At 48.0% G+C, this 17230-nt stretch carries 18 protein-coding genes; 15 read left to right on the top strand and 3 right to left on the bottom strand.

Annotation, left to right across the window (positions count from 1 at the left end; translation table 11 throughout):
- Positions 1-24: 24 nt before the first annotated feature.
- The gene (locus tag ACM6JA_RS08865) at positions 25-1173 is read left to right on the top strand and encodes a glycosyltransferase family 4 protein (protein ID WP_414851997.1); all 1149 of its coding nucleotides are present in this window, start codon (positions 25-27) and stop codon (positions 1171-1173) included.
- 243 nt (positions 1174-1416) lie between these two features.
- Here ACM6JA_RS08865 and ACM6JA_RS08860 read toward each other — a convergent pair whose 3' ends face one another.
- Complete coding sequence (locus tag ACM6JA_RS08860) at positions 1417-2064, bottom strand: hypothetical protein (RefSeq protein WP_414851996.1); 648 nt, start codon at positions 2062-2064, stop codon at positions 1417-1419.
- A 185-nt stretch (positions 2065-2249) separates the two neighbouring features.
- On the opposite strand from ACM6JA_RS08860, the gene ACM6JA_RS08855 reads away from it, so the two are divergent.
- The 5 genes from ACM6JA_RS08855 to ACM6JA_RS08835 are packed head-to-tail and all read left to right on the top strand — an operon-like array spanning position 2250 to position 7273.
- Entirely contained in the window at positions 2250-3287 is a 1038-nt protein-coding gene (locus tag ACM6JA_RS08855) for an ABC transporter ATP-binding protein (RefSeq protein ID WP_414851995.1), read from the top strand.
- On the top strand, positions 3280-3906 hold the full coding sequence (locus ACM6JA_RS08850; protein WP_414851994.1) for a DUF4129 domain-containing protein: 627 nt from the start codon (positions 3280-3282) through the stop codon (positions 3904-3906). Before ACM6JA_RS08855 ends, ACM6JA_RS08850 begins: the two co-directional genes overlap by 8 nt.
- The gene (locus tag ACM6JA_RS08845) at positions 3899-5023 is read left to right on the top strand and encodes a DUF4350 domain-containing protein (RefSeq protein WP_414851993.1); all 1125 of its coding nucleotides are present in this window, start codon (positions 3899-3901) and stop codon (positions 5021-5023) included. Before ACM6JA_RS08850 ends, ACM6JA_RS08845 begins: the two co-directional genes overlap by 8 nt.
- An 8-nt stretch (positions 5024-5031) precedes the next feature.
- Complete coding sequence (locus tag ACM6JA_RS08840; protein ID WP_017249417.1) at positions 5032-5952, top strand: AAA family ATPase; 921 nt, start codon at positions 5032-5034, stop codon at positions 5950-5952.
- The gene (locus ACM6JA_RS08835; protein WP_414851992.1) at positions 5903-7273 is read left to right on the top strand and encodes a DUF58 domain-containing protein; all 1371 of its coding nucleotides are present in this window, start codon (positions 5903-5905) and stop codon (positions 7271-7273) included. Before ACM6JA_RS08840 ends, ACM6JA_RS08835 begins: the two co-directional genes overlap by 50 nt.
- Here ACM6JA_RS08835 and ACM6JA_RS08830 read toward each other — a convergent pair.
- Positions 7240-8220 (bottom strand): stage II sporulation protein M, encoded by a 981-nt coding sequence (locus tag ACM6JA_RS08830; protein WP_414851991.1) that lies wholly within the window; start codon positions 8218-8220, stop codon positions 7240-7242. The two genes, ACM6JA_RS08835 and ACM6JA_RS08830, sit on opposite strands and share 34 nt — an antisense overlap.
- A gap of 77 nt (positions 8221-8297) precedes the next feature.
- On the opposite strand from ACM6JA_RS08830, the gene ACM6JA_RS08825 reads away from it, so the two are divergent.
- From ACM6JA_RS08825 to ACM6JA_RS08800, 6 genes are all read left to right on the top strand, one after another.
- Complete coding sequence (locus tag ACM6JA_RS08825) at positions 8298-9122, top strand: RDD family protein (protein WP_414851990.1); 825 nt, start codon at positions 8298-8300, stop codon at positions 9120-9122.
- A 138-nt stretch (positions 9123-9260) separates the two neighbouring features.
- Positions 9261-9767, top strand: a complete 507-nt coding sequence (locus ACM6JA_RS08820; protein ID WP_414851989.1) for a hypothetical protein — start codon at positions 9261-9263, stop codon at positions 9765-9767.
- Positions 9748-10827, top strand: a complete 1080-nt coding sequence (locus tag ACM6JA_RS08815) for a phosphodiester glycosidase family protein (protein ID WP_414851988.1) — start codon at positions 9748-9750, stop codon at positions 10825-10827. The genes ACM6JA_RS08820 and ACM6JA_RS08815 overlap by 20 nt, the downstream gene beginning before the upstream one ends.
- A gap of 168 nt (positions 10828-10995) precedes the next feature.
- On the top strand, positions 10996-13029 hold the full coding sequence (gene ggt / locus ACM6JA_RS08810) for a gamma-glutamyltransferase (protein WP_414851987.1): 2034 nt from the start codon (positions 10996-10998) through the stop codon (positions 13027-13029).
- Between the two features lie 26 nt (positions 13030-13055).
- Entirely contained in the window at positions 13056-13937 is an 882-nt protein-coding gene (locus ACM6JA_RS08805; protein ID WP_414851986.1) for an NAD-dependent epimerase/dehydratase family protein, read from the top strand.
- Between the two features lie 92 nt (positions 13938-14029).
- A complete protein-coding gene (locus tag ACM6JA_RS08800; RefSeq protein WP_414851985.1) occupies positions 14030-14851 on the top strand; it encodes a D-alanyl-D-alanine carboxypeptidase family protein in 822 nt (273 codons plus the stop codon).
- Positions 14852-14913: 62 nt separating this feature from the next.
- Here ACM6JA_RS08800 and lepB read toward each other — a convergent pair whose 3' ends face one another.
- Positions 14914-15474 carry a signal peptidase I gene (gene lepB / locus ACM6JA_RS08795; RefSeq protein ID WP_173617350.1) on the bottom strand — a complete coding sequence of 187 codons (561 nt, stop codon included), beginning with the start codon at positions 15472-15474 and terminating at the stop codon, positions 14914-14916.
- A 375-nt stretch (positions 15475-15849) separates the two neighbouring features.
- Here lepB and ACM6JA_RS08790 point away from each other — a divergent pair, with 375 nt between their 5' ends.
- The 3 genes from ACM6JA_RS08790 (at position 15850) to ACM6JA_RS08780 (ending at position 17144) form a co-directional block, all read left to right on the top strand.
- Positions 15850-16287, top strand: coding sequence for a MarR family winged helix-turn-helix transcriptional regulator (locus ACM6JA_RS08790; protein ID WP_007728263.1), 438 nt, complete (start codon positions 15850-15852; stop codon positions 16285-16287).
- A 99-nt stretch (positions 16288-16386) separates the two neighbouring features.
- Positions 16387-16845: a hypothetical protein gene (locus ACM6JA_RS08785; RefSeq protein ID WP_414851984.1), complete on the top strand. Its 459-nt coding sequence runs from the start codon at positions 16387-16389 to the stop codon at positions 16843-16845.
- A gap of 116 nt (positions 16846-16961) precedes the next feature.
- The gene (locus ACM6JA_RS08780) at positions 16962-17144 is read left to right on the top strand and encodes a DUF4025 domain-containing protein (protein ID WP_414851983.1); all 183 of its coding nucleotides are present in this window, start codon (positions 16962-16964) and stop codon (positions 17142-17144) included.
- The last annotated feature ends 86 nt before the right edge of the window (positions 17145-17230 follow it).

Here is a 17230-nt window from a genome sequence, read left to right as displayed (position 1 = left end):
GCGGAACGGGAAAGGAGAATACGGATGAAAGTTATCATGGTCTGTACAGAAAAATTACCAGTTCCTCCTATACGAGGGGGAGCGATTCAGACATATATTGCAGGGATTGCAGATATTCTAGGGAGGCATCACGAGCTGACTATCCTGGGAACGTCGGATCCCACGCTACCGAAGGATGAAAATGTTCGCAATGCGCGTTATGTGCGAGTAGATGGTCAAGGTGTTTTCGAGATCTATGCACGCGAAGTAGCCGCTTTCCTGAGTGCGAACAACTATGATGTCATCCATGTTTTTAACCGACCGAGGATGGTTCCCATCATTCGTGAAGTATGCCCGAACGCACGTATCATTCTAAGTATGCACAATGATATGTTTGATCCGGTAAAGATAGGGCAGGCAGAAGCTGCTAGAGCCGTTGCTGAAACGGAACGTATCATCACCATCAGTGATTATGTCGGCCGGGTCATTGGCTCGCTATATCCCGAAGCCGCAAACAAGCTTCGTACGATTTATTCAGGTGTGAACTTGGAAACATTCGTTCCGGTGGCAGGATCCAATACGGCGCAAAAGATTCGTCAGGAACTGCGGGCGACGCACAATCTTGGCAACAAACAAGTGATTTTGTTTGTAGGACGATTGACGCCGAAAAAAGGAGCCGACATTCTGGTTCGTGCGATGAATGAACTCCGCTCCTACCATTCCAACATCGCTCTCGTCTTGGTTGGAGGGTCCTGGTACGGTGAAAATAAAATCAGTGACTATGCAGCGTATGTACGCTCATTAGCGAATCGTTCGCCTGTTCCGGTTATTACTACGGGATTTGTTCCGGCAGATCAGATTCACCACTGGTTCTGGGCGGGAGACGTTTTTGTCTGTCCTTCGCAATGGGAGGAACCACTGGCACGTGTCCATTATGAAGCGATGGCTGCCGGTCTGCCTTTTGTCACGACAAAACGGGGTGGAAATGCTGAGGTGATCATCGGAGGCAATGGACTGTTGGTCGAGCAGCCGGAGGACCCTCAAGCGTTTGCTGTACAGCTGAAACAACTGTTGTCCAGCCGCGATCTCCAACGTCAAATGGGGAGAAGTGGACGCCAGCTTGCCGAACAAAGATTTACATGGGATCGAGTCGCAAGAGAAGTGCTAGACGTATGGAATAACAGTGGTAGGTAAAACCCAAAAGTGAATGCTATCAGCCCACTTCCCGCAAAAGAGATCGGAGAAGTGGGCGTTTATTCATACCTTCGAGACGAAAGAGTCATGCAATTTCCTGCTAGAGTGGACAGGCCTGTCTGAACAAAAAGGCTTGTCCCACATGTTATATTGCACGGAATGGGGGGAGATGCGGGGAATCTACTACGCACAGACTCCCCGCATCTTTAGGCAAACCTAAAGCCTCGCAGAATATCAGCTTTTTCAATAAGGTTCTGCATTTGGAATAATCGCGACGATGTGGGTGATAGGAATCAGGATAGAGGCTCCGTTTGTACGTGAGGAGGTTAAGGTCTGTAATTCAATGATTCCTTCATCCACTCTAAGAAGCTTGCCGACTCGGTAAGAACGACTCTCAGGTCCCCAATCCGTCGTCAGTAAGACCTCCACAAGTTGATCGTTTCTCAGGCATTTGCTGAGCTCTTGACGAAGCCCTTCTATACATGCTTGATCCGCTGATTCTTCCGCTTCGACATCTACCTTCACTAATGGTGCCGGGATGACGATTGGCTTCGGAGCTTCCACTTGTACATAAGGTGCCTCTACTTGTACAACAGGCGGTTCTACATGTACAACGGGTGCTTCTACTTGTATAACGGGTGCTTCTACTTGTACAACAGGCGGTTCTACATGTATAACGGGTGCTTCTACTTGTACAACAGGTGCTTCTACATGTACATCAGGGGCTTCTATTTGTGGAAAGGGGGTGGTCACATTCACTCGGGGTGCGCGAACATGGATACGCACAAAACGGCGTAATTGCCTGAGCAGACTTTTGGATTTGCGTCTGGTAGATCGCTTCTTGCAGCGGGCTTGCTTCGCTTTTAGCTTCTTTTTTCTCAATGCTTTCAAAGTCAATACCCTCCTTCCTATACATGCAATATCATATTCAGCAGGGGGGCGACCGCATTGGACTAACACCTGATTTGACAAAATCAGGCAGGAAAACATTAGCAAAATTAGATGATTTTTTTAAAAAAATAGGAAAATCGTGTATACTTATCAGGTAATCTCAAAAAGAAAGATGGAGGTTTCTCATGAATCGTACGCCGATTGCCCCCATGGGAGTGGGGAAGCTGTTGGACAAGAGCTTTTCTGTGTATCGCCAGCATTTTGGAGCATTCTTTTTGTTGGCTTTAATTTGGTTCGGTCCATTGTTACTCCTGCAGCAACTGCTTCTGGTTGACCTTACCAGAGTGCCTTTGCTCGCACAAGATACAGAAGGTATGGACTTTGCAGAATCGTTAGGCGCAAGATTTGCCGGACAAGAAGAATTTATGACACAAAGCCTGCCTATGCTGCTCATATTCATATTCCTTGTCGCACCAATCCTTTTGATCATCGCCTACCCGCAAATGATTTCCGGTTCGATTTTACTGACGAAGGCTGCTCTCGAGGGAGAGACCTTGAGCTTAAAAGATGCCTTGAAGGGGGCACTTCGTCGATTTTGGCCGCTCGCGGGCAGTACTTTCCTATATGGAGTAATCGCGTTTGCAGTGTCGACAGCATTTGTCATCGTATATGGATTGATTTTCGTTATGATCGCCTTCGCGGGTGGAATGACATTGGAAACCATATTTGATCCGTCAGATGAAGGCAGCATTGTGCTTATGATCGTTTTGGTTTTATTTGGCTATTTATTCTTAATTGCTGGGATGATGCTCGTACCGGGTTTTTTCTTAATTCGTTGGGGTTTTTATATGCCGCTCGTTCTGTTCGAACGTGATGGTGTCGGAATCGGCCAGAGCTGGAATTTGACAAAAGGAAACTTTTGGCGTTTATTCGGTATTTTTGTTGTTCTTAGTGTGATCTACTCGATGTTCTCGAGCGGCATGCAATTAGCACTCACTGGCGTCTTAGGTACATCTATCCTCGCGCAAATTATTCTGGTTGCACTTACCTGCCTCTTGAGCCCTTGGATGGCCATTGTTTACGCTTTGGCTTACTTTGATCTGCGCGTGAGAAAAGACGGGACAGATTTACAAGAGCTAGTAAGCCGTCAGCTTGCCACATCTGCACAAGTAGAACCAGCAGCTCCTACCCCTGCACAAGAGCCGGGAGTTACACATGATTAGCACGAGTCCTTGGGTAGATGACAAGGAGCATTTACAAGAGATTCTAGCCAGAGAAGAGTTCAATTTGCCCCAAGGCAGTGGAGAGAACTGGATTCAAAGAGCGATGGAGTTTGTGATCGAGTTGATCGCCGATCTTTTTGAGTGGACCAGTATTCCATCTGGTGCGGCTAATACCGTATCTACACTCGTGCTCATTATGGCAGTACTGGGACTGGTCGGCATCATTTACTGGTTGTTCCGCAGAATGATTTGGGTACAGAAGAAGCATCGACCGCTGTTTATGGAAGGTGAAAAAATACGTTCTCATGCAGACTATTTGCGTGATGCGAAAGAAAAAGCAGCGCGAGGAGAATGGCGGGAAGGAGAACGCTCGTTGTTTTTGGCGTTGTTGGTTTATTTGCAAATGAAATCATGGGTTCGTGTGGAGAAATGGAAAACGAATTGGGAATACGCAGAAGAAATTGAGGCAAATCAACCGAGCTTACGCGATGTGTTCGGCAGCTTCGCACGAGAATTCGACGCTGTTTGGTACGGGCAAGCACTTGTTGATGAAGCGTCGTTCTGGCAGCGTGTAAACGAACTGGAAGGCATCTGGCGCGAGGAGGGACAGCATGGATAGTTTGCGCACCTATCGTGTCGGAATTGTTGTGGCTACCTTGCTGCTCGTCATCGTGGGCTGGTTGATTGTCAAGCCTACAGCTGAGCCTCTTCCACCGTACTTGGCTTCTTCTGCACAGCCGAGCGGAATCAAGGCTGTGCTCGTATTGCTGGAGGAAAAAGGCAAGCAGGTAAAGGAATGGCGGCAGCCTATGCGTTTTTTACCAACAGCAACTGGGCAGGCCATGCTCGTAGTAGAGCCGGAAAGACTGATGCCAGAGGAACAGATAGACATTCTGGATTGGGTCAGTGAAGGCAATAACCTGATTCTCTTTCACTCGAGACCAGAGTGGGAAGGCCTTCCCTTTTATACGGAGTACATCCGGGATAAAGAAAATCAGGAGCGAAATATTCAGGGACCTCTCGTTCAGGGTAGGTTCATGGGCAAAGCAGAGACCTCATTGAGATTTTTAGAAGATGACGACATGGAGCCACTTCTCTACGACGATCAGGGGATACTCGGAGGAAGAACAGAAGTGGGAGATGGCAGTGTCACGTTTTTTCTCGTACCGGAATGGCTAACCAATCAAAAAATTGATCGACTGTCCCACTTTGAAGCGATCTGGCCGTACGTACAAGGAGATTGGTCGGTCCTTTGGGTAGACGAATACCATCACGGCTTGCAGGAAAAACCAGGTTTTTTGGCGATCTACCCAGGGTGGCTCATAGCTGCCTGCATTCAACTCGGTATCCTGCTTTTGCTATATGTGTGGTGGAGAGGAAAACGTTTCGGACCGGTTTATACGCTTAGGGAATGGACGGTGCGACGTGGTGATGAGACGTTGCTCGCCGTGTCTAGCTGGTATGAGCGAAGAGGGCTGGCACAGGATGCGTTACGCCATCGAGAGGCTTACATGCGACAGCTGTTGTACGATCGGTGGGGAGTGCACCAACGGGCTGATCGTGTGGAAATTGTGCGATATGCCAAAACAAGATGGACAAATCAAGAGGTAGAGAAATTCGCTCATCTATTGGAACGACTGGAACAGGCAAAAAACGAAGGGCGATACTCGCCGAAGAGCTTGCTTGCAGACAGTCTTTTGTTGGATGAGATTACGAAGCGTCTGGAGAAGGAGTGACAACAACTGTGGAGCAATTGTTGCAACAAATGGAAAAAGAGCTGGTTGGTCAGCGGCAAAATGTCCGGCTACTGCTAACAGCTTTGGTTGCTGGTGGACATGTCTTGCTAGAAGGTGTACCTGGTATCGGAAAGACGAAAATGGTCAGGACCTTATCGGAATTGATGGGGGGCGTAAGCAAACGCGTCCAGTTTACGCCTGACATGATGCCATCGGACATTATTGGTCACGTGGTGTTCAATATGCAGCAAAACCAGTTTGAGACAATCAAAGGTCCTGTTTTCGCTAACTTATTGCTGGCGGACGAGATCAACCGGACTCCCCCGAAAACCCAAGCGGCCCTTTTAGAAGCAATGGAGGAAGGGCAAGTGACGATTCATGGTGTCACCTATCCTTTGCCAGATCCGTTTTTCGTCGTCGCTACGCAAAACCCGGTGGAGTACGAAGGAACGTATGTGTTGCCGGAGGCTCAGCTTGATCGCTTTTTGTTCAAGCTAACGATGTCCTATCCTTCGCATGAAAACGAAAAGCAAATCCTCGCCAAACATATTCCCAACAAGCGCAGCCACGAGCGTAATCAAGAGCCGCTCTTTACATGGGAGGCGATTTTGGAGAAGCGACGCCAATTAGAAGAAGTTGTTGTGGATGATTCGATTTTGGAGTACATCACGACACTGATTCGCAATACACGCGAAACGAAACGATTGCTTTTAGGTGCCAGCTCTCGTGCTGGAATCGCTGTGTTGATGGCGAGTAAAGCCTGGGCACTTTTGGACAATCGCAAGTTTGTGACGCCTGATGACGTGAAGATGGTGGCCCGCCCTGCATTGCGGCACCGACTCATACTGTCACCGCAGGTAGAATTGGAGGGGGGTACCAGTGACCACATCATCGAAGAGACGCTGGCGGCTATTCCAGTTCCTCGCTGATTTTTTGGCAGACCGTTTTGTCTTGCCATCCAAGCGACTGCTTGTGGCAGTTTTGCTAGGCACACCCATCGCGATCGTCGGATTTCTACTGGAGATTGGTTATTCGACATTCTTTTTGTACAACGGTTTACTCCTGATCGCTAGCATCTTGGATTGGATGACCATCCCTAAACGCCGAGACTTGTCGATCCAGCGAATCTTGCCTGAGCAGACGGATATCGGACAATCGTTTTTGATAGAGCTTGAGCTGGCGAACAGAAGCGGGCAATCCGTTGCGTATTCCATCGTGGACGATCTTCCACTGTCATTTGAAGAAGCCGGACCGGTCACAGGTGTGATGGAGCAAGCCTTAACTAACATAAGTTTTGAAACAAGAGGAAAAGAACGCGGAGAGTACGTGTTCCGCTGGCTTTACATGCGGTGGCATGGCAAGCTCGGCTTATGGTATCGACAAAGCCGCTTTGCGTGTGAACAAACGATCAAGGTATACCCCGACCTTTCAGCCGTTCGTGGCTATTTGGCTTCGTTGCAGGAGAGCTTGATCGTCGACGGAAAAAAAATCATGCGCAGGGCAAAAGCTGGGACGGAATTCCATGCAATCCGCGATTACGTGCCTGACGATGATCCTCGGATGATTAACTGGTCTGCTTCAGCACGCTCCCGCCGTCTGATGACGAACCAATATCGACCAGAGCATGGCAAGGTGATTACCATACTGGTCGATTGCGGTAGGTTGATGGGTGTTGAGCTGGATAACCAGACGAGACTGGATCGATCACTGGAGTCTGCGCTCACGTTAGCAGCAGTAGCATTGCGTCAAGGAGATCAGGTAGCGCTACTAGCCTATTCGCATGAGATCAAGACGTACATACCTCCAGGCAGAGGGCTGCGCCACTTGCACACCCTTTTGGAGGCAACCTACAACCTGACGAGTGATTTTGTAGAGGCTGATCCGGCGAAGGCGCTTGAATTTTTGAATCGCCAGCAGAAGAGAAGGAGCTTGGTGGTTCTTTTTTCAGATATGGAAAACTACCTCGTCGAAGATCAGTTGAGCAATTATTTGTGGCGGATGCGCCGTTCGCATTTGCTCTTGCTTCTGTCTTTGGCAGATCCGCTTCTGCATGAATGGAGTCATATAGACACGAGCAACAGCAGCTTGGCGTTTACGAAGGCGGTAGCTCAACGGTTCCAGCTCGATCGCAGGGCGTTTCAACAAAAAATGATCGGCGCGGGTATCCAGGTACTGGACGTTCCGGCCGATCAATTGACGCTAACGGTTATCAATACTTATTTGGACATCAAATCAAGAGAAGCTTTGTGAGAATCGGGTCTGTATCCGAGGAGGTACCAGGCAATCAGCAAAAGCAATGTGCCGACAGCTACGATGTACTTGGCTTCGAGTGAGAGACTCGATGGAGTAATATAGCCCTCGATGATTCCCGCGATGAACAAAAGTGGGATGGTAGCCAATAGTAGATGCGCTGATTCTTTTGCCGCCTCCAAAAATTGATGTCTTCGTGCGTACCGGCCGGGCACAAGCAGACGGTACCCCATGTGAAGACCTGCTCCGCCAGCAATGAAAATGGCAGTCAGCTCGATCACGCCGTGTGGCAAAATGTAGGCCCAAAACGCATAGCTGCTATCTGCCTGATAGTAGACGGCTGCCAAAGCTCCAACGAGAAGGCCATTGAACAAGAGAAGGTAGATAGGGACGATTCCAAACGTTATTCCACTGACGAAGGCCAGCATCGCGACTTTGATGTTGTTGGTCATAATCATCGTGGAGATGACCGGACTGTCGAGAGATTCGTGCCCTTCTCCCAGCCTAGATGGATCGATCTGCTCAGCCATCCCTTGTGGCAATACATAATACAGGTTGAGTGGATCGACCATAACGGCGGCAAAGCCAGAAATACCACCGATGATGAAGAGAAGCGCTGCCACACCAATGAAGCTCATTCGCTTATGTACGAGACCCATCAAGTAGTTACCAAAGAAATGCTTGAGCTGCTGCCAGCTGCCTATTCGCTGCTTGTACGCCAAATTATGTGCACGTAAGACGAGTTGATTTAAGTAAAGTGTGATCTCGTCTGCAGGATGGTAGGAGCGCACATAGGCCAAATGAGCAGATGTTTTCTTATATAGTTGAGTCAGGCGATCAATATCGGTAGCACTGATGTGTCGAGGTTGTCGGGTAAAACGCTCCACTAATTGTTCCAGTTCGGCCCAAGAGGCTTTATGCTTGTGCCAAAACGAGGTAATATCCATGTATAATGCCTCCTTCATTAGCGCGTGTGTAAAACTCGAAAAAACCTCAAAGTTTCGAGGGGGGGAAGAAAAACATCATGAATGAACCGACATACGTCAGTGGGGCAAATCGAGAAGCGTCTGTCGTGACGCCTGAGCATGTTATGCTGCGATTTCAGACGGCAGGTCTAGGCAGCCGCGCCACTGCGATGCTGATTGATACAGGAATCTTGCTCCTGGTTAATCTTACTGTATTTATTTTGTTTGGTATAGTTTTATTTGGAAATGAAGATGGTTTTTTCCTGGATTCTGACAACTACGTGTTGGCCATCGTTCTCCTGGTTATCTTCGTAGTGAATTTTGGCTACTATTGGTTATTGGAAGCATTCTGGGGCGGACAGACCGTTGGCAAAAGGCTGGTGGGAATCCGGGTCATCCGTGATAACGGACAGCCTGCGACTTTTGTTTCCTCAACGATCCGGAATCTGTTTCGCATCATTGACGCAATGCCAACTGGTTATTTTCTCGGGGCGCTCGTATGCTTTTTCCACCCTCGTGATAAGCGAATTGGCGATATGGTAGCGGGCACAATTGTCGTGGTGGAGTCAGGACAGCAATCGACTCTTTTTCAGAAAAAGAAAGACAAACAGCCAAACGGCTTTGATTTGAATCATGCGCTACTCGTTCTTGATGAGCGCCAAAAACAGGCGATTACCCGAGAGGACTGGCAGCTGCTTTCCTCCTTTATCAGCAGATTATCCTCTTTAACTCAAGCGAAAAAATATGAACTCGGGAATCAAATTGCCAGCATCATGCGCAAAAAATTAGAGCTTGTTGACGAACAGAACACCAAGGAAGACCCGATCCTGTTTTTGCAAAGGCTGCACAATCAGTTGCAAAGCGAATTTCAACTCCGAAAATAAAGGGAGGTACCGCCAAAAATATTGGCGGTATTTTCTTTTCTTGACCTATTTTTCCATTATTCAGCAAAATGCTGCTTCAAAAACTTTCTATGTTATAATGAAACCTCACTCTAAGTCACAGAAAGGAGGAGGGGGCCGATGGACGACAAATACATGGGAGCGTCATCTACTTCGTCACCCACACTGCCACTCCCGGCAAACGGGAAGCAGAAAGGAAGACGCAGAAGAGGCAGTCTTTTTCAGGCATTGATTCCCTCCCAGACAGAAGGTAAGCGCCCTTTACTACCAATCGTTTTGGCCGTTCTGGTCTGGGTAGGACTTGCCTACGCTGGATATGCCTTTGCTGTTTATACGTTGGACAAGCAGCAGCAATTTGTGAACCAACGAATTGATCAAATTCAAGAAGATAATCAAAAGCAGATGAAGGTATTGGGAGATCAATTGACTCTGGTGCAGGAAGAAATGCAAAATGTCCAGAAGGGTCTGGGAAATCTGGAAGAAGATCTGGCATTGACTGGTGAAACCATTGGTGGAACTAACAAGACCAAAGAAGCTCTGCAGGATCGGGTTGACCAGCTCAACAAACAGCTGGTTGATTTGAAAGCATCTCTGAAAAAATTGGAGGATGCTGCCCGTGCTTGGTAAGATAAACCGTTTCTTTCTCTTTCTGGTGGCGCCTGCTCTCGGTTTTTTGGTCGCTTTTGCGCTGGACAATCCAGGGGACAAGCTCCAGACAGAAGGCCTGAAGCTTCCTTCTGCCGTAGCGAAGAGCCAAGCAGATGAGCTGGGGGAACGGCTCAACGACACCAAGGTGCAGCTTCGAAATGTAGAAGTTGTCATCGAAGACATCCAGGATCGCTCGAAAAAGGAACAGAAAGAATACGAGCAACAAAACAAGAACATCAGCAGCGCACTTGAAGCGAGTAAATCCCAGACGCAAAAATCTGCGGATGTATTGGACACGATTTTGTCCAACATGCTTGGCAAGCCGATCGGTCAACACTTCGGGAAAAACTCGACAGTGAAAGTCTATTCCCTGCAAGAAGGCGGATACCGCGGTTATATGGCCAAAGTTCGCCTCAATGATCCGAACGCGTTGAAAATGGTGCTGGCCAACAACTCTGTGAAAAGTAAAGGAGAAACGACGAGTCAAGCTGGTAAGCGGACAGGAGCCATACTTGCGATCAATGCAGGCGGCTTTATGGCGGACAAGCAGGGCAATCTGACTCCGTTAGGCATCACTGTTGTTGACGGCAAGATTCGAACCTTTTCCAATAATGCGAAGCTGAGCTTTGTCGGTTTCAACAACAAAGGTCATCTGGTTGGAACGAACATCAAGACACAGGCGCAAATTACGCAACAAGGGATATTGCAGGGAGCGAGCTTTTTGCCGCGTCTCTTGCAAGACGGAAAGCGATTGCCTATTCCTCGTGAATGGGCGAATGCGCGTCAACCGCGAACACTGATCGGTCATTTCGACAACGGCGATTTGCTGCTGATTGTTATTGATGGAAGACGAGATGGTTGGAGTAATGGTGTTACGCTGGAGGAAGCGCAAAGAAAGCTGCAAGAGTGGCATGTAGTAGATGCGTATAACCTCGACGGTGGCGGCTCCAGTGCGTTTTATTACAATGGCAAGCTGTTGAACAAGCCTTCAGGCGGCAAAGAACGACGCGTGGTGAGCAATTTGGTCGTCATGCCATAAGCAAAAATCGCAACACTCTTCTGTGAAGACGACAAGTCTTGCTGCAGAAGAGTGTTTTTTTCTGTAGAGAAAAGTTTGCCTAGGCAACTGTGAATGTGGGTTGACCTTAAAAAATGCCGAAAATTATAATAATAGGTAGAAGTAATGAAATGGTATAGGAGGGATCGCATGAAAAAAGGGATGTTGGTTGCTCTCTCGATTGTTTCCGTGCTTTCGTTTCCTCATTTTGCTGTGGGAAAAGTCCCAGGTGTACCAGCAGGTGTGCAAGGAGCTACAAAAGGAATTGTCGCGGTCTCTCATCCAGCAGCGGCGCAGGTCGGTAGAGATATCTTGGCAAAGGGCGGTAATGCGATTGACGCTGCGGCTGGGATCCAATTTGCTCTGAATGTGTCAGAACCGTATATGTCCGGTATCGGCGGCGGTGGCTTCATGATGATTTATGTGAAGGATCAAAACAAAGTGACCGTGTTAGATAGTCGGGAAGTGGCGCCTGCCAAGGTGACTCCCCATATGTTTTTGCGGGCGGACGGTACGCCGATCCCGTTTGAGGAGAGACATACGAGCGGTCAGGCCGTAGGTGTTCCAGGTACATTGCTGGGTGTAGAACAGGCGTTGGAATCGTATGGGACATGGGACCTGGGAAAAGTGATAGAACCGTCGATTGAACTGGCGGAAAAAGGAGTTCGCGTCAACTGGGTGTCTGCTCAATTTATTGCCAATTCCATGGAAAAGCTGAAGAAGCACGGGACGGCTGCACAGGTGTTTGTGCCAAACGGCGTTCCACTCAAAGAAGGCGAGATACTGGTTCAGCCCCAGTTGGCGAAAACGTTAAAGATCATCCGCGACAAAGGCTCGGATGCCTTATATGAAGGGGAAATTGGCAAGGCCCTCGTCGAGGAGGTACAAAGGACGGGTGGCTCCATGACACTCGATGATTTGCAGGCGTATCAAGTAAAAGAGCGTGAACCGGTCCGCGGCATGTATCGCGGATATGAAGTGATTTCGATGGCACCACCCAGCTCTGGCGGCTTGACGCTGATTCAGATTTTGAAGCTGATGGAAGGCTACGATAACACAAAGGACGAAATCGGGTCGGTAGCCTATTTGCATCATCTGATTGAAGCCAACCACCTCGCCTACGCAGATCGGGCGGCGTATATGGCGGACGAGGACGTGTATCCAGTACCGAAAAAGGGGCTGATTGCGGAGGAATACATCAAGGAACGGCGTCAGCTCATTCGTGAAGAAACCGCGAATGCCAATATAGTGGCAGGCGACCCTTGGAAGTACGATCCTGGCAAAAAGCCAGAGGTGTCCATAAAACTGAGAGATCAATCTCCGGTCAAGCAGACCACGCACTTCTCTGTGATGGACAAATGGGGGAATATCGTTGCGTATACGACCACCATTGAGGATATTTTTGGCAGCGGTGTGATGGTTCCGGGTTACGGCTTCATGCTCAATAATGAGCTTACAGATTTTGACGCGATTCCTGGTGGTGTCAATCAGGTCGAGCCTGGCAAGCGTCCACGTTCGAGCATGACACCAACCATGGTGCTAAAAGACGGGAAGCCTTTTTTAGCAATTGGCTCACCTGGTGGCTCCACGATTATCGCCTCCGTATCGCAGACGATTCTCAATGTGATCGATCATGGAATGGAAATTGAGGATGCCATCCGTGCACCACACATTTTTTCTAGCGGCTATCCGAATGTGACGTGGGAAGCGGGCATTGACCAAGATGTCATCCTGCAATTGATGGCAAAAGGTCACGTCTTTGCTGAGGAACCGACGAACATTGGCAACGTCCAAGCGATTGTGTACGATTTTGAAACGGGAAAAATGTACGGTGGAGCGGATAACACACGCGAGGGCACTGTACTCGGGGTCGATGCCATTGCGTATACGGCTGCGCAGCCAGTCCAGTCGCCAAAAGAAAAAGAAGGCCCCTTTGACTTACGATTGAACGGCAATGTCTACCCATATACAGCAGAGCAAAAAGTGATGATAGATGGGGTAGCGTATATTCACGCCAACAAGTTGCTGTTAGGTTTGGGACAAAAAGTGACGTCCTTCCAGTCAGATGTGGTCATGGTAAGGGGAATGCCTTACTTGCCTGTCAAAAAAGTTGGCGAGAAGCTGGGTTATACGGTCATTTGGAAGGAAGAGGAGCGGTCCATCGAGTTGAATCGCAAAAAGTAGGCTGATCAAGGAAAGGATGTAGCAAAATGAAGAAAGTACTTGTACTCGGAGGAACGCGATTTTTTGGAAAGCGATTGGTCCAGCTTCTCGTTGAAGCTGGGGTAGACGTTACGGTGGCAACGAGAGGGCTGACCCAAGTGGAGTTGCCTGACTCTGTCAAAAGAATGACGCTTGATCGCGATGACGTCCATTCACTAGCGGTTGCAGGGGAACAGCAGTGGGACGTGGTGTACGATAACATCTGTTATTCCTCCCAAAATGCAATGGATGCGTGTAAGGTTTTTCGGGGGAAAGTGGGTAAGTACGTTTTGACCTCTACCCTGTCCGTCTACGATTATGCAGAGGAACCACTACAGGAAGAAGCATTTGATCCATACACGTATGAAATCAACCGGAAAACGAGAGACGAGACGACCTATCAAGAAGGCAAACGTCAAGCAGAAGCTGTCTTTTTTCAGGAGAAGGCCTTCCCTGTCGTAGCCGTTCGTTTTCCAATCGTACTGGCGGAAGACGATTACACTCGTCGGCTATGGTTTCACATTGAGCATGTGCAAGAGGAGCGACCGATTGGTATCACGAATCCCGCTGCCCGGATATGCTTTGTACATGCACAGGAAGCAGCTCAATTTTTGGCATGGGTGCAGACAACGTCCATCACAGGGCCAGTGAATGCGTGCTCGGATGGGACTGTTTCGCTTGCTGAACTGATGGAGATGATTGCGCAAACAGTCGGAAAACCTGCCCGCATCGAGCCAACGACAGATGCTTCTGATGCGTCTCCCTTTGGGTTTGTAGCATCCTTTTACATGGATAACAGTAAGGCTAAGGCCGCGGGCTTCCCATTTTGGTCGCTGGATGAATGGGTGTCGGCGCTTGTCAAAAACCTAAACGAGGAATATACCTTTTGAAAAAGCGTGACCTATCTACCTTTTCTTTCGTATAACTCCATGGTAAGGTAGAGCAGAACATATGTGTCTGTAAGGAACCAGGAGGATCGATCATGAACAAAAATCGCACCAGCAGCCTTGCGATCGTCGCAGCATTATCAGTAGCACTACTCAGTGGATGTGAACCTCCCTCATTAAGTGGAATGTTATCCAGCGAGTCGAATGGACAGTCCGCGGGAGAGGGAACGCAGTCAACGACAGTTGAGCCAAATAACGAGGAGACAGCACGTCCCCAACGGGCATCTCTTACAGAGACGATAAAAGATGTGGATGGAGTGCCAACCGTTACGAATGCAACAGATCCCTCGGTTGTCGTAAATAAACAGCGGGCATTGCCTGCCGATTATATTCCGCCGGATTTGATAGAGCCGAATGTGCCGTTTCCTTTTGATGAAAAAGTTGAGAAGCGATTGCTGAGAGCAGAAGCCGCACAAGCATTAGAAGAACTGTTTGCCAAAGCAAAGACAGAAGGTATTGAACTGTATGCTGTTTCTGGCTACCGCTCATATAAGACCCAAAAATCGCTGTACGAAACGTATGTAAGAACACAAGGTGCTGAACATGCCGCTGCCTACAGTGCTGTACCTGGAAAGAGCGAGCATCAGACTGGCTTGGCTATGGATGTGTCCGGATATGATGCAAGTACACGCTTGGAAGAATCATTTGCTGAGACACCTGAAGGAACATGGCTGGCAGCCAACTGTGCAGACTCTGGCTTCGTCATTCGCTATTTGAAGGGCAAGGAAGATACGACTGGATATGCGTATGAGCCTTGGCATTTGCGTTATGTAGGGAAGGAAATGGCGAAAGAAATTATGGCAGGTGGCCTTACTTTGGAGGATTATTTTTCTGAAGCGGCAATTGCCCACAAATAACGTCATCGAAAATGAAAAGAGCCGCCCCGATAAGGAGCGGCTTTTTTCTGCATGGATAAATGTTAACGTGGAAGGCGAACCTGGGACAGCGGCCAGTATACGACCTCTGCACGTCCTACTACATGATCCAGTTGAACAGGGCCAATGACACGGCTGTCCATACTGTTGTTGCGATTGTCCCCCATAACAAACACACTGCCCTCAGGAATCTTCACAGGATCAAAATCTTCGGTTAACGTCACACCTGATGAAGAAGCTTTTAGCTTGTTTTCGACCAAATACTCTTCGCTGAGCGGTTGGCCATTGACATACACTTGATCATTTTTGGCTTCAACGGTGTCACCAGCTACTGCGACCACGCGCTTGATCCAGTTGTCGCCAGTTGCATCTGGATGAATGATGACGATATCGCCAGGTTGCGGTTCTTTGAGATAGTAAACCGCTTTGTTTACAATGACACGCTCGCGGTCATGCAACGTACTTTCCATGGAACGCCCTTGGACGACGTAGGGAGCCATGACAAATACGTAGATAAAGGCAGTCAATCCGCCAATCAAGACAAACGATTTTAACCAATCGAGCAATTCCGCTTTCCATTTTGGTGTAGGGTTGGTTTGTTCCATTGAAATTCTCCTATGTATGTAGTTTCTGTGGCAAATATGCCTGAGTCAAATGCCTCGTGTGTGTAAGGCTGTCTTCCCATTATACATGCTTTACGAATAGATACGAAAGATGATTCAAGGAAATAATTGGCTTCGTGGATGAAACTGAAAAAGTCGTAACATTATTTTGCAAGCTTACCTATTGTCAGTTTTTCCTGTTTGAGTTAAGATGTTCTTGAAATAAGTTTTACAATAAAAATATTAAGTGGTAAACACTTTGTCTGGCTCATACATATCTTTCGTGAAAAGAAATAATTTCGGGAGTGCTCTTGATCTTCCGGTACTTAGGCTATATAGTTTTATAGTAAAAGTACTTATATTATTAATTTTCCGAAAATGGGTGATGTTGTGAGCAATATGTCCCGTGCCAGTAAACTTGAGGAACTGGATCGAGTATTTGTCGAGATTGCTCGTTTCTTTATTAACAATTGGCTAGAGGAAGAGTCAATCAGTCCGAAGCAGTTTATCTTGCTGCGTGTGTTACATCAAAAAGGACGAAGCACAGTTTCTGAGCTGGCGACTATTTTGAAGTTATCCAATAGTGCCACCACAATCGCACTCAATCGGTTAGTCAAGGCCGGTTTTATTGACCGGGTTCGAGATGAACAGGATCGACGTGTCGTGTGGGTCACTTTGTCACAACAAGCCATTCCGACTCTGGAAGGACTTTTGTGCCACAGGAGAGCACTAGTAGGAAAGCTGCTGGAGAATCTGACTGACGACGAGTTAGAGCAGTTTACGTATTTTCTCAGGAAAATGCAGCAGTGCATATAGCATGCCTTCAAGTTCGGGTTTGGGGACATTCGTGTAAGACAAAAGTGTGTACCGCGGGAATGGGAGTGTACACATATGAAAAAGAAAAGCACACTGATCATGAGTTCTTGTATCCTAGGAGCAGCTCTCTTCACACAAGCTGCATTTGCAGAAGAGGCAGTAAAAGCTACTGAAACGACTACTGCAACAGAAGCAACAACAACGACAACAGAAGAAAAACCTGCAACAGATGAAAAGCCAGCTACTGAAGCACCTGCAACTGAAGAAAAGCCTGCAACTGAAACAACACCTGCACCTACAACAGAAGCAAAACCAGTAGCTCCACAAACAGTTAACCCTATTCAAGGGCTGACTCAACAAGGTGGCTGGATGATGATGCCAGGTAAAGATGAGTTCGTAATGGTGAGTGGCCAATACGTTCCAGTAATCTCTACTGTAGCTGGATGGACAGCGATGCCAGGAACAGATCAATTTGTTACAACTAATCGCATCACTCCTGTAAGTGCTCCAGCTGCTGGTTGGACAATGAGTGCACCTGAATCCGATAACAATAAATAATTTCCTTTAAAAAAGACGCTTTGTCCCTCGATGGGCAAGGCGTCTTTTTTCGGCTAAATCTGGAGATTCCCGTACAAACTATAGCGGATAGAAACCAAAAGGAAGGAGGAATGGAAATGGCAGGTTATGATAAAGATCAGACTCGATCCAGGGTGAGAGAGTTGGGCGCTGAGGATGCAGGTGGAGCCGTCTACTATCAAGAGGCAGACGAATATACGGCTGGTCTAGCTACAACGCAAGAGTTGGTCAGTGACATGTACAAGATGGGAACCATTGAGGACAGGGAACAGACGGTGTAAAATCATAGGAAAAGAGCAAGGTCAGCCTGGATACAAGGAGGCTGGCCGCTTTTTGTTTCGTTGATAAAAAAAATTTTATTGACTTG

This window comes from Brevibacillus sp. IT-7CA2, assembly GCF_949767855.1.
Lineage (GTDB): Bacteria > Bacillota > Bacilli > Brevibacillales > Brevibacillaceae > Brevibacillus.
Note: the sequence above shows the minus strand (reverse complement) of the source record. Positions and strands in the feature narration are given on the sequence as shown.

What these genes read in the sequence shown, in the direction of transcription:
- ACM6JA_RS08865 (WP_414851997.1), top strand. Translation starts at nt 25, where the DNA reads ATGAAAGTTATCATGGTCTGTACAGAAAAATTACCAGTTCCTCCTATA.
- ACM6JA_RS08855 (WP_414851995.1), top strand. Translation starts at nt 2,250, where the DNA reads ATGAATCGTACGCCGATTGCCCCCATGGGAGTGGGGAAGCTGTTGGAC.
- ACM6JA_RS08850 (WP_414851994.1), top strand. Translation starts at nt 3,280, where the DNA reads ATGATTAGCACGAGTCCTTGGGTAGATGACAAGGAGCATTTACAAGAG.
- ACM6JA_RS08845 (WP_414851993.1), top strand. Translation starts at nt 3,899, where the DNA reads ATGGATAGTTTGCGCACCTATCGTGTCGGAATTGTTGTGGCTACCTTG.
- ACM6JA_RS08830 (WP_414851991.1), bottom strand. Translation starts at nt 8,220, where the DNA reads ATGGATATTACCTCGTTTTGGCACAAGCATAAAGCCTCTTGGGCCGAA.
- ACM6JA_RS08825 (WP_414851990.1), top strand. Translation starts at nt 8,298, where the DNA reads ATGAATGAACCGACATACGTCAGTGGGGCAAATCGAGAAGCGTCTGTC.
- ACM6JA_RS08820 (WP_414851989.1), top strand. Translation starts at nt 9,261, where the DNA reads ATGGACGACAAATACATGGGAGCGTCATCTACTTCGTCACCCACACTG.
- ACM6JA_RS08815 (WP_414851988.1), top strand. Translation starts at nt 9,748, where the DNA reads ATGCTGCCCGTGCTTGGTAAGATAAACCGTTTCTTTCTCTTTCTGGTG.
- ggt (WP_414851987.1), top strand. Translation starts at nt 10,996, where the DNA reads ATGAAAAAAGGGATGTTGGTTGCTCTCTCGATTGTTTCCGTGCTTTCG.
- ACM6JA_RS08805 (WP_414851986.1), top strand. Translation starts at nt 13,056, where the DNA reads ATGAAGAAAGTACTTGTACTCGGAGGAACGCGATTTTTTGGAAAGCGA.
- ACM6JA_RS08800 (WP_414851985.1), top strand. Translation starts at nt 14,030, where the DNA reads ATGAACAAAAATCGCACCAGCAGCCTTGCGATCGTCGCAGCATTATCA.
- lepB (WP_173617350.1), bottom strand. Translation starts at nt 15,474, where the DNA reads ATGGAACAAACCAACCCTACACCAAAATGGAAAGCGGAATTGCTCGAT.
- ACM6JA_RS08790 (WP_007728263.1), top strand. Translation starts at nt 15,850, where the DNA reads ATGGGTGATGTTGTGAGCAATATGTCCCGTGCCAGTAAACTTGAGGAA.
- ACM6JA_RS08785 (WP_414851984.1), top strand. Translation starts at nt 16,387, where the DNA reads ATGAGTTCTTGTATCCTAGGAGCAGCTCTCTTCACACAAGCTGCATTT.
- ACM6JA_RS08780 (WP_414851983.1), top strand. Translation starts at nt 16,962, where the DNA reads ATGGCAGGTTATGATAAAGATCAGACTCGATCCAGGGTGAGAGAGTTG.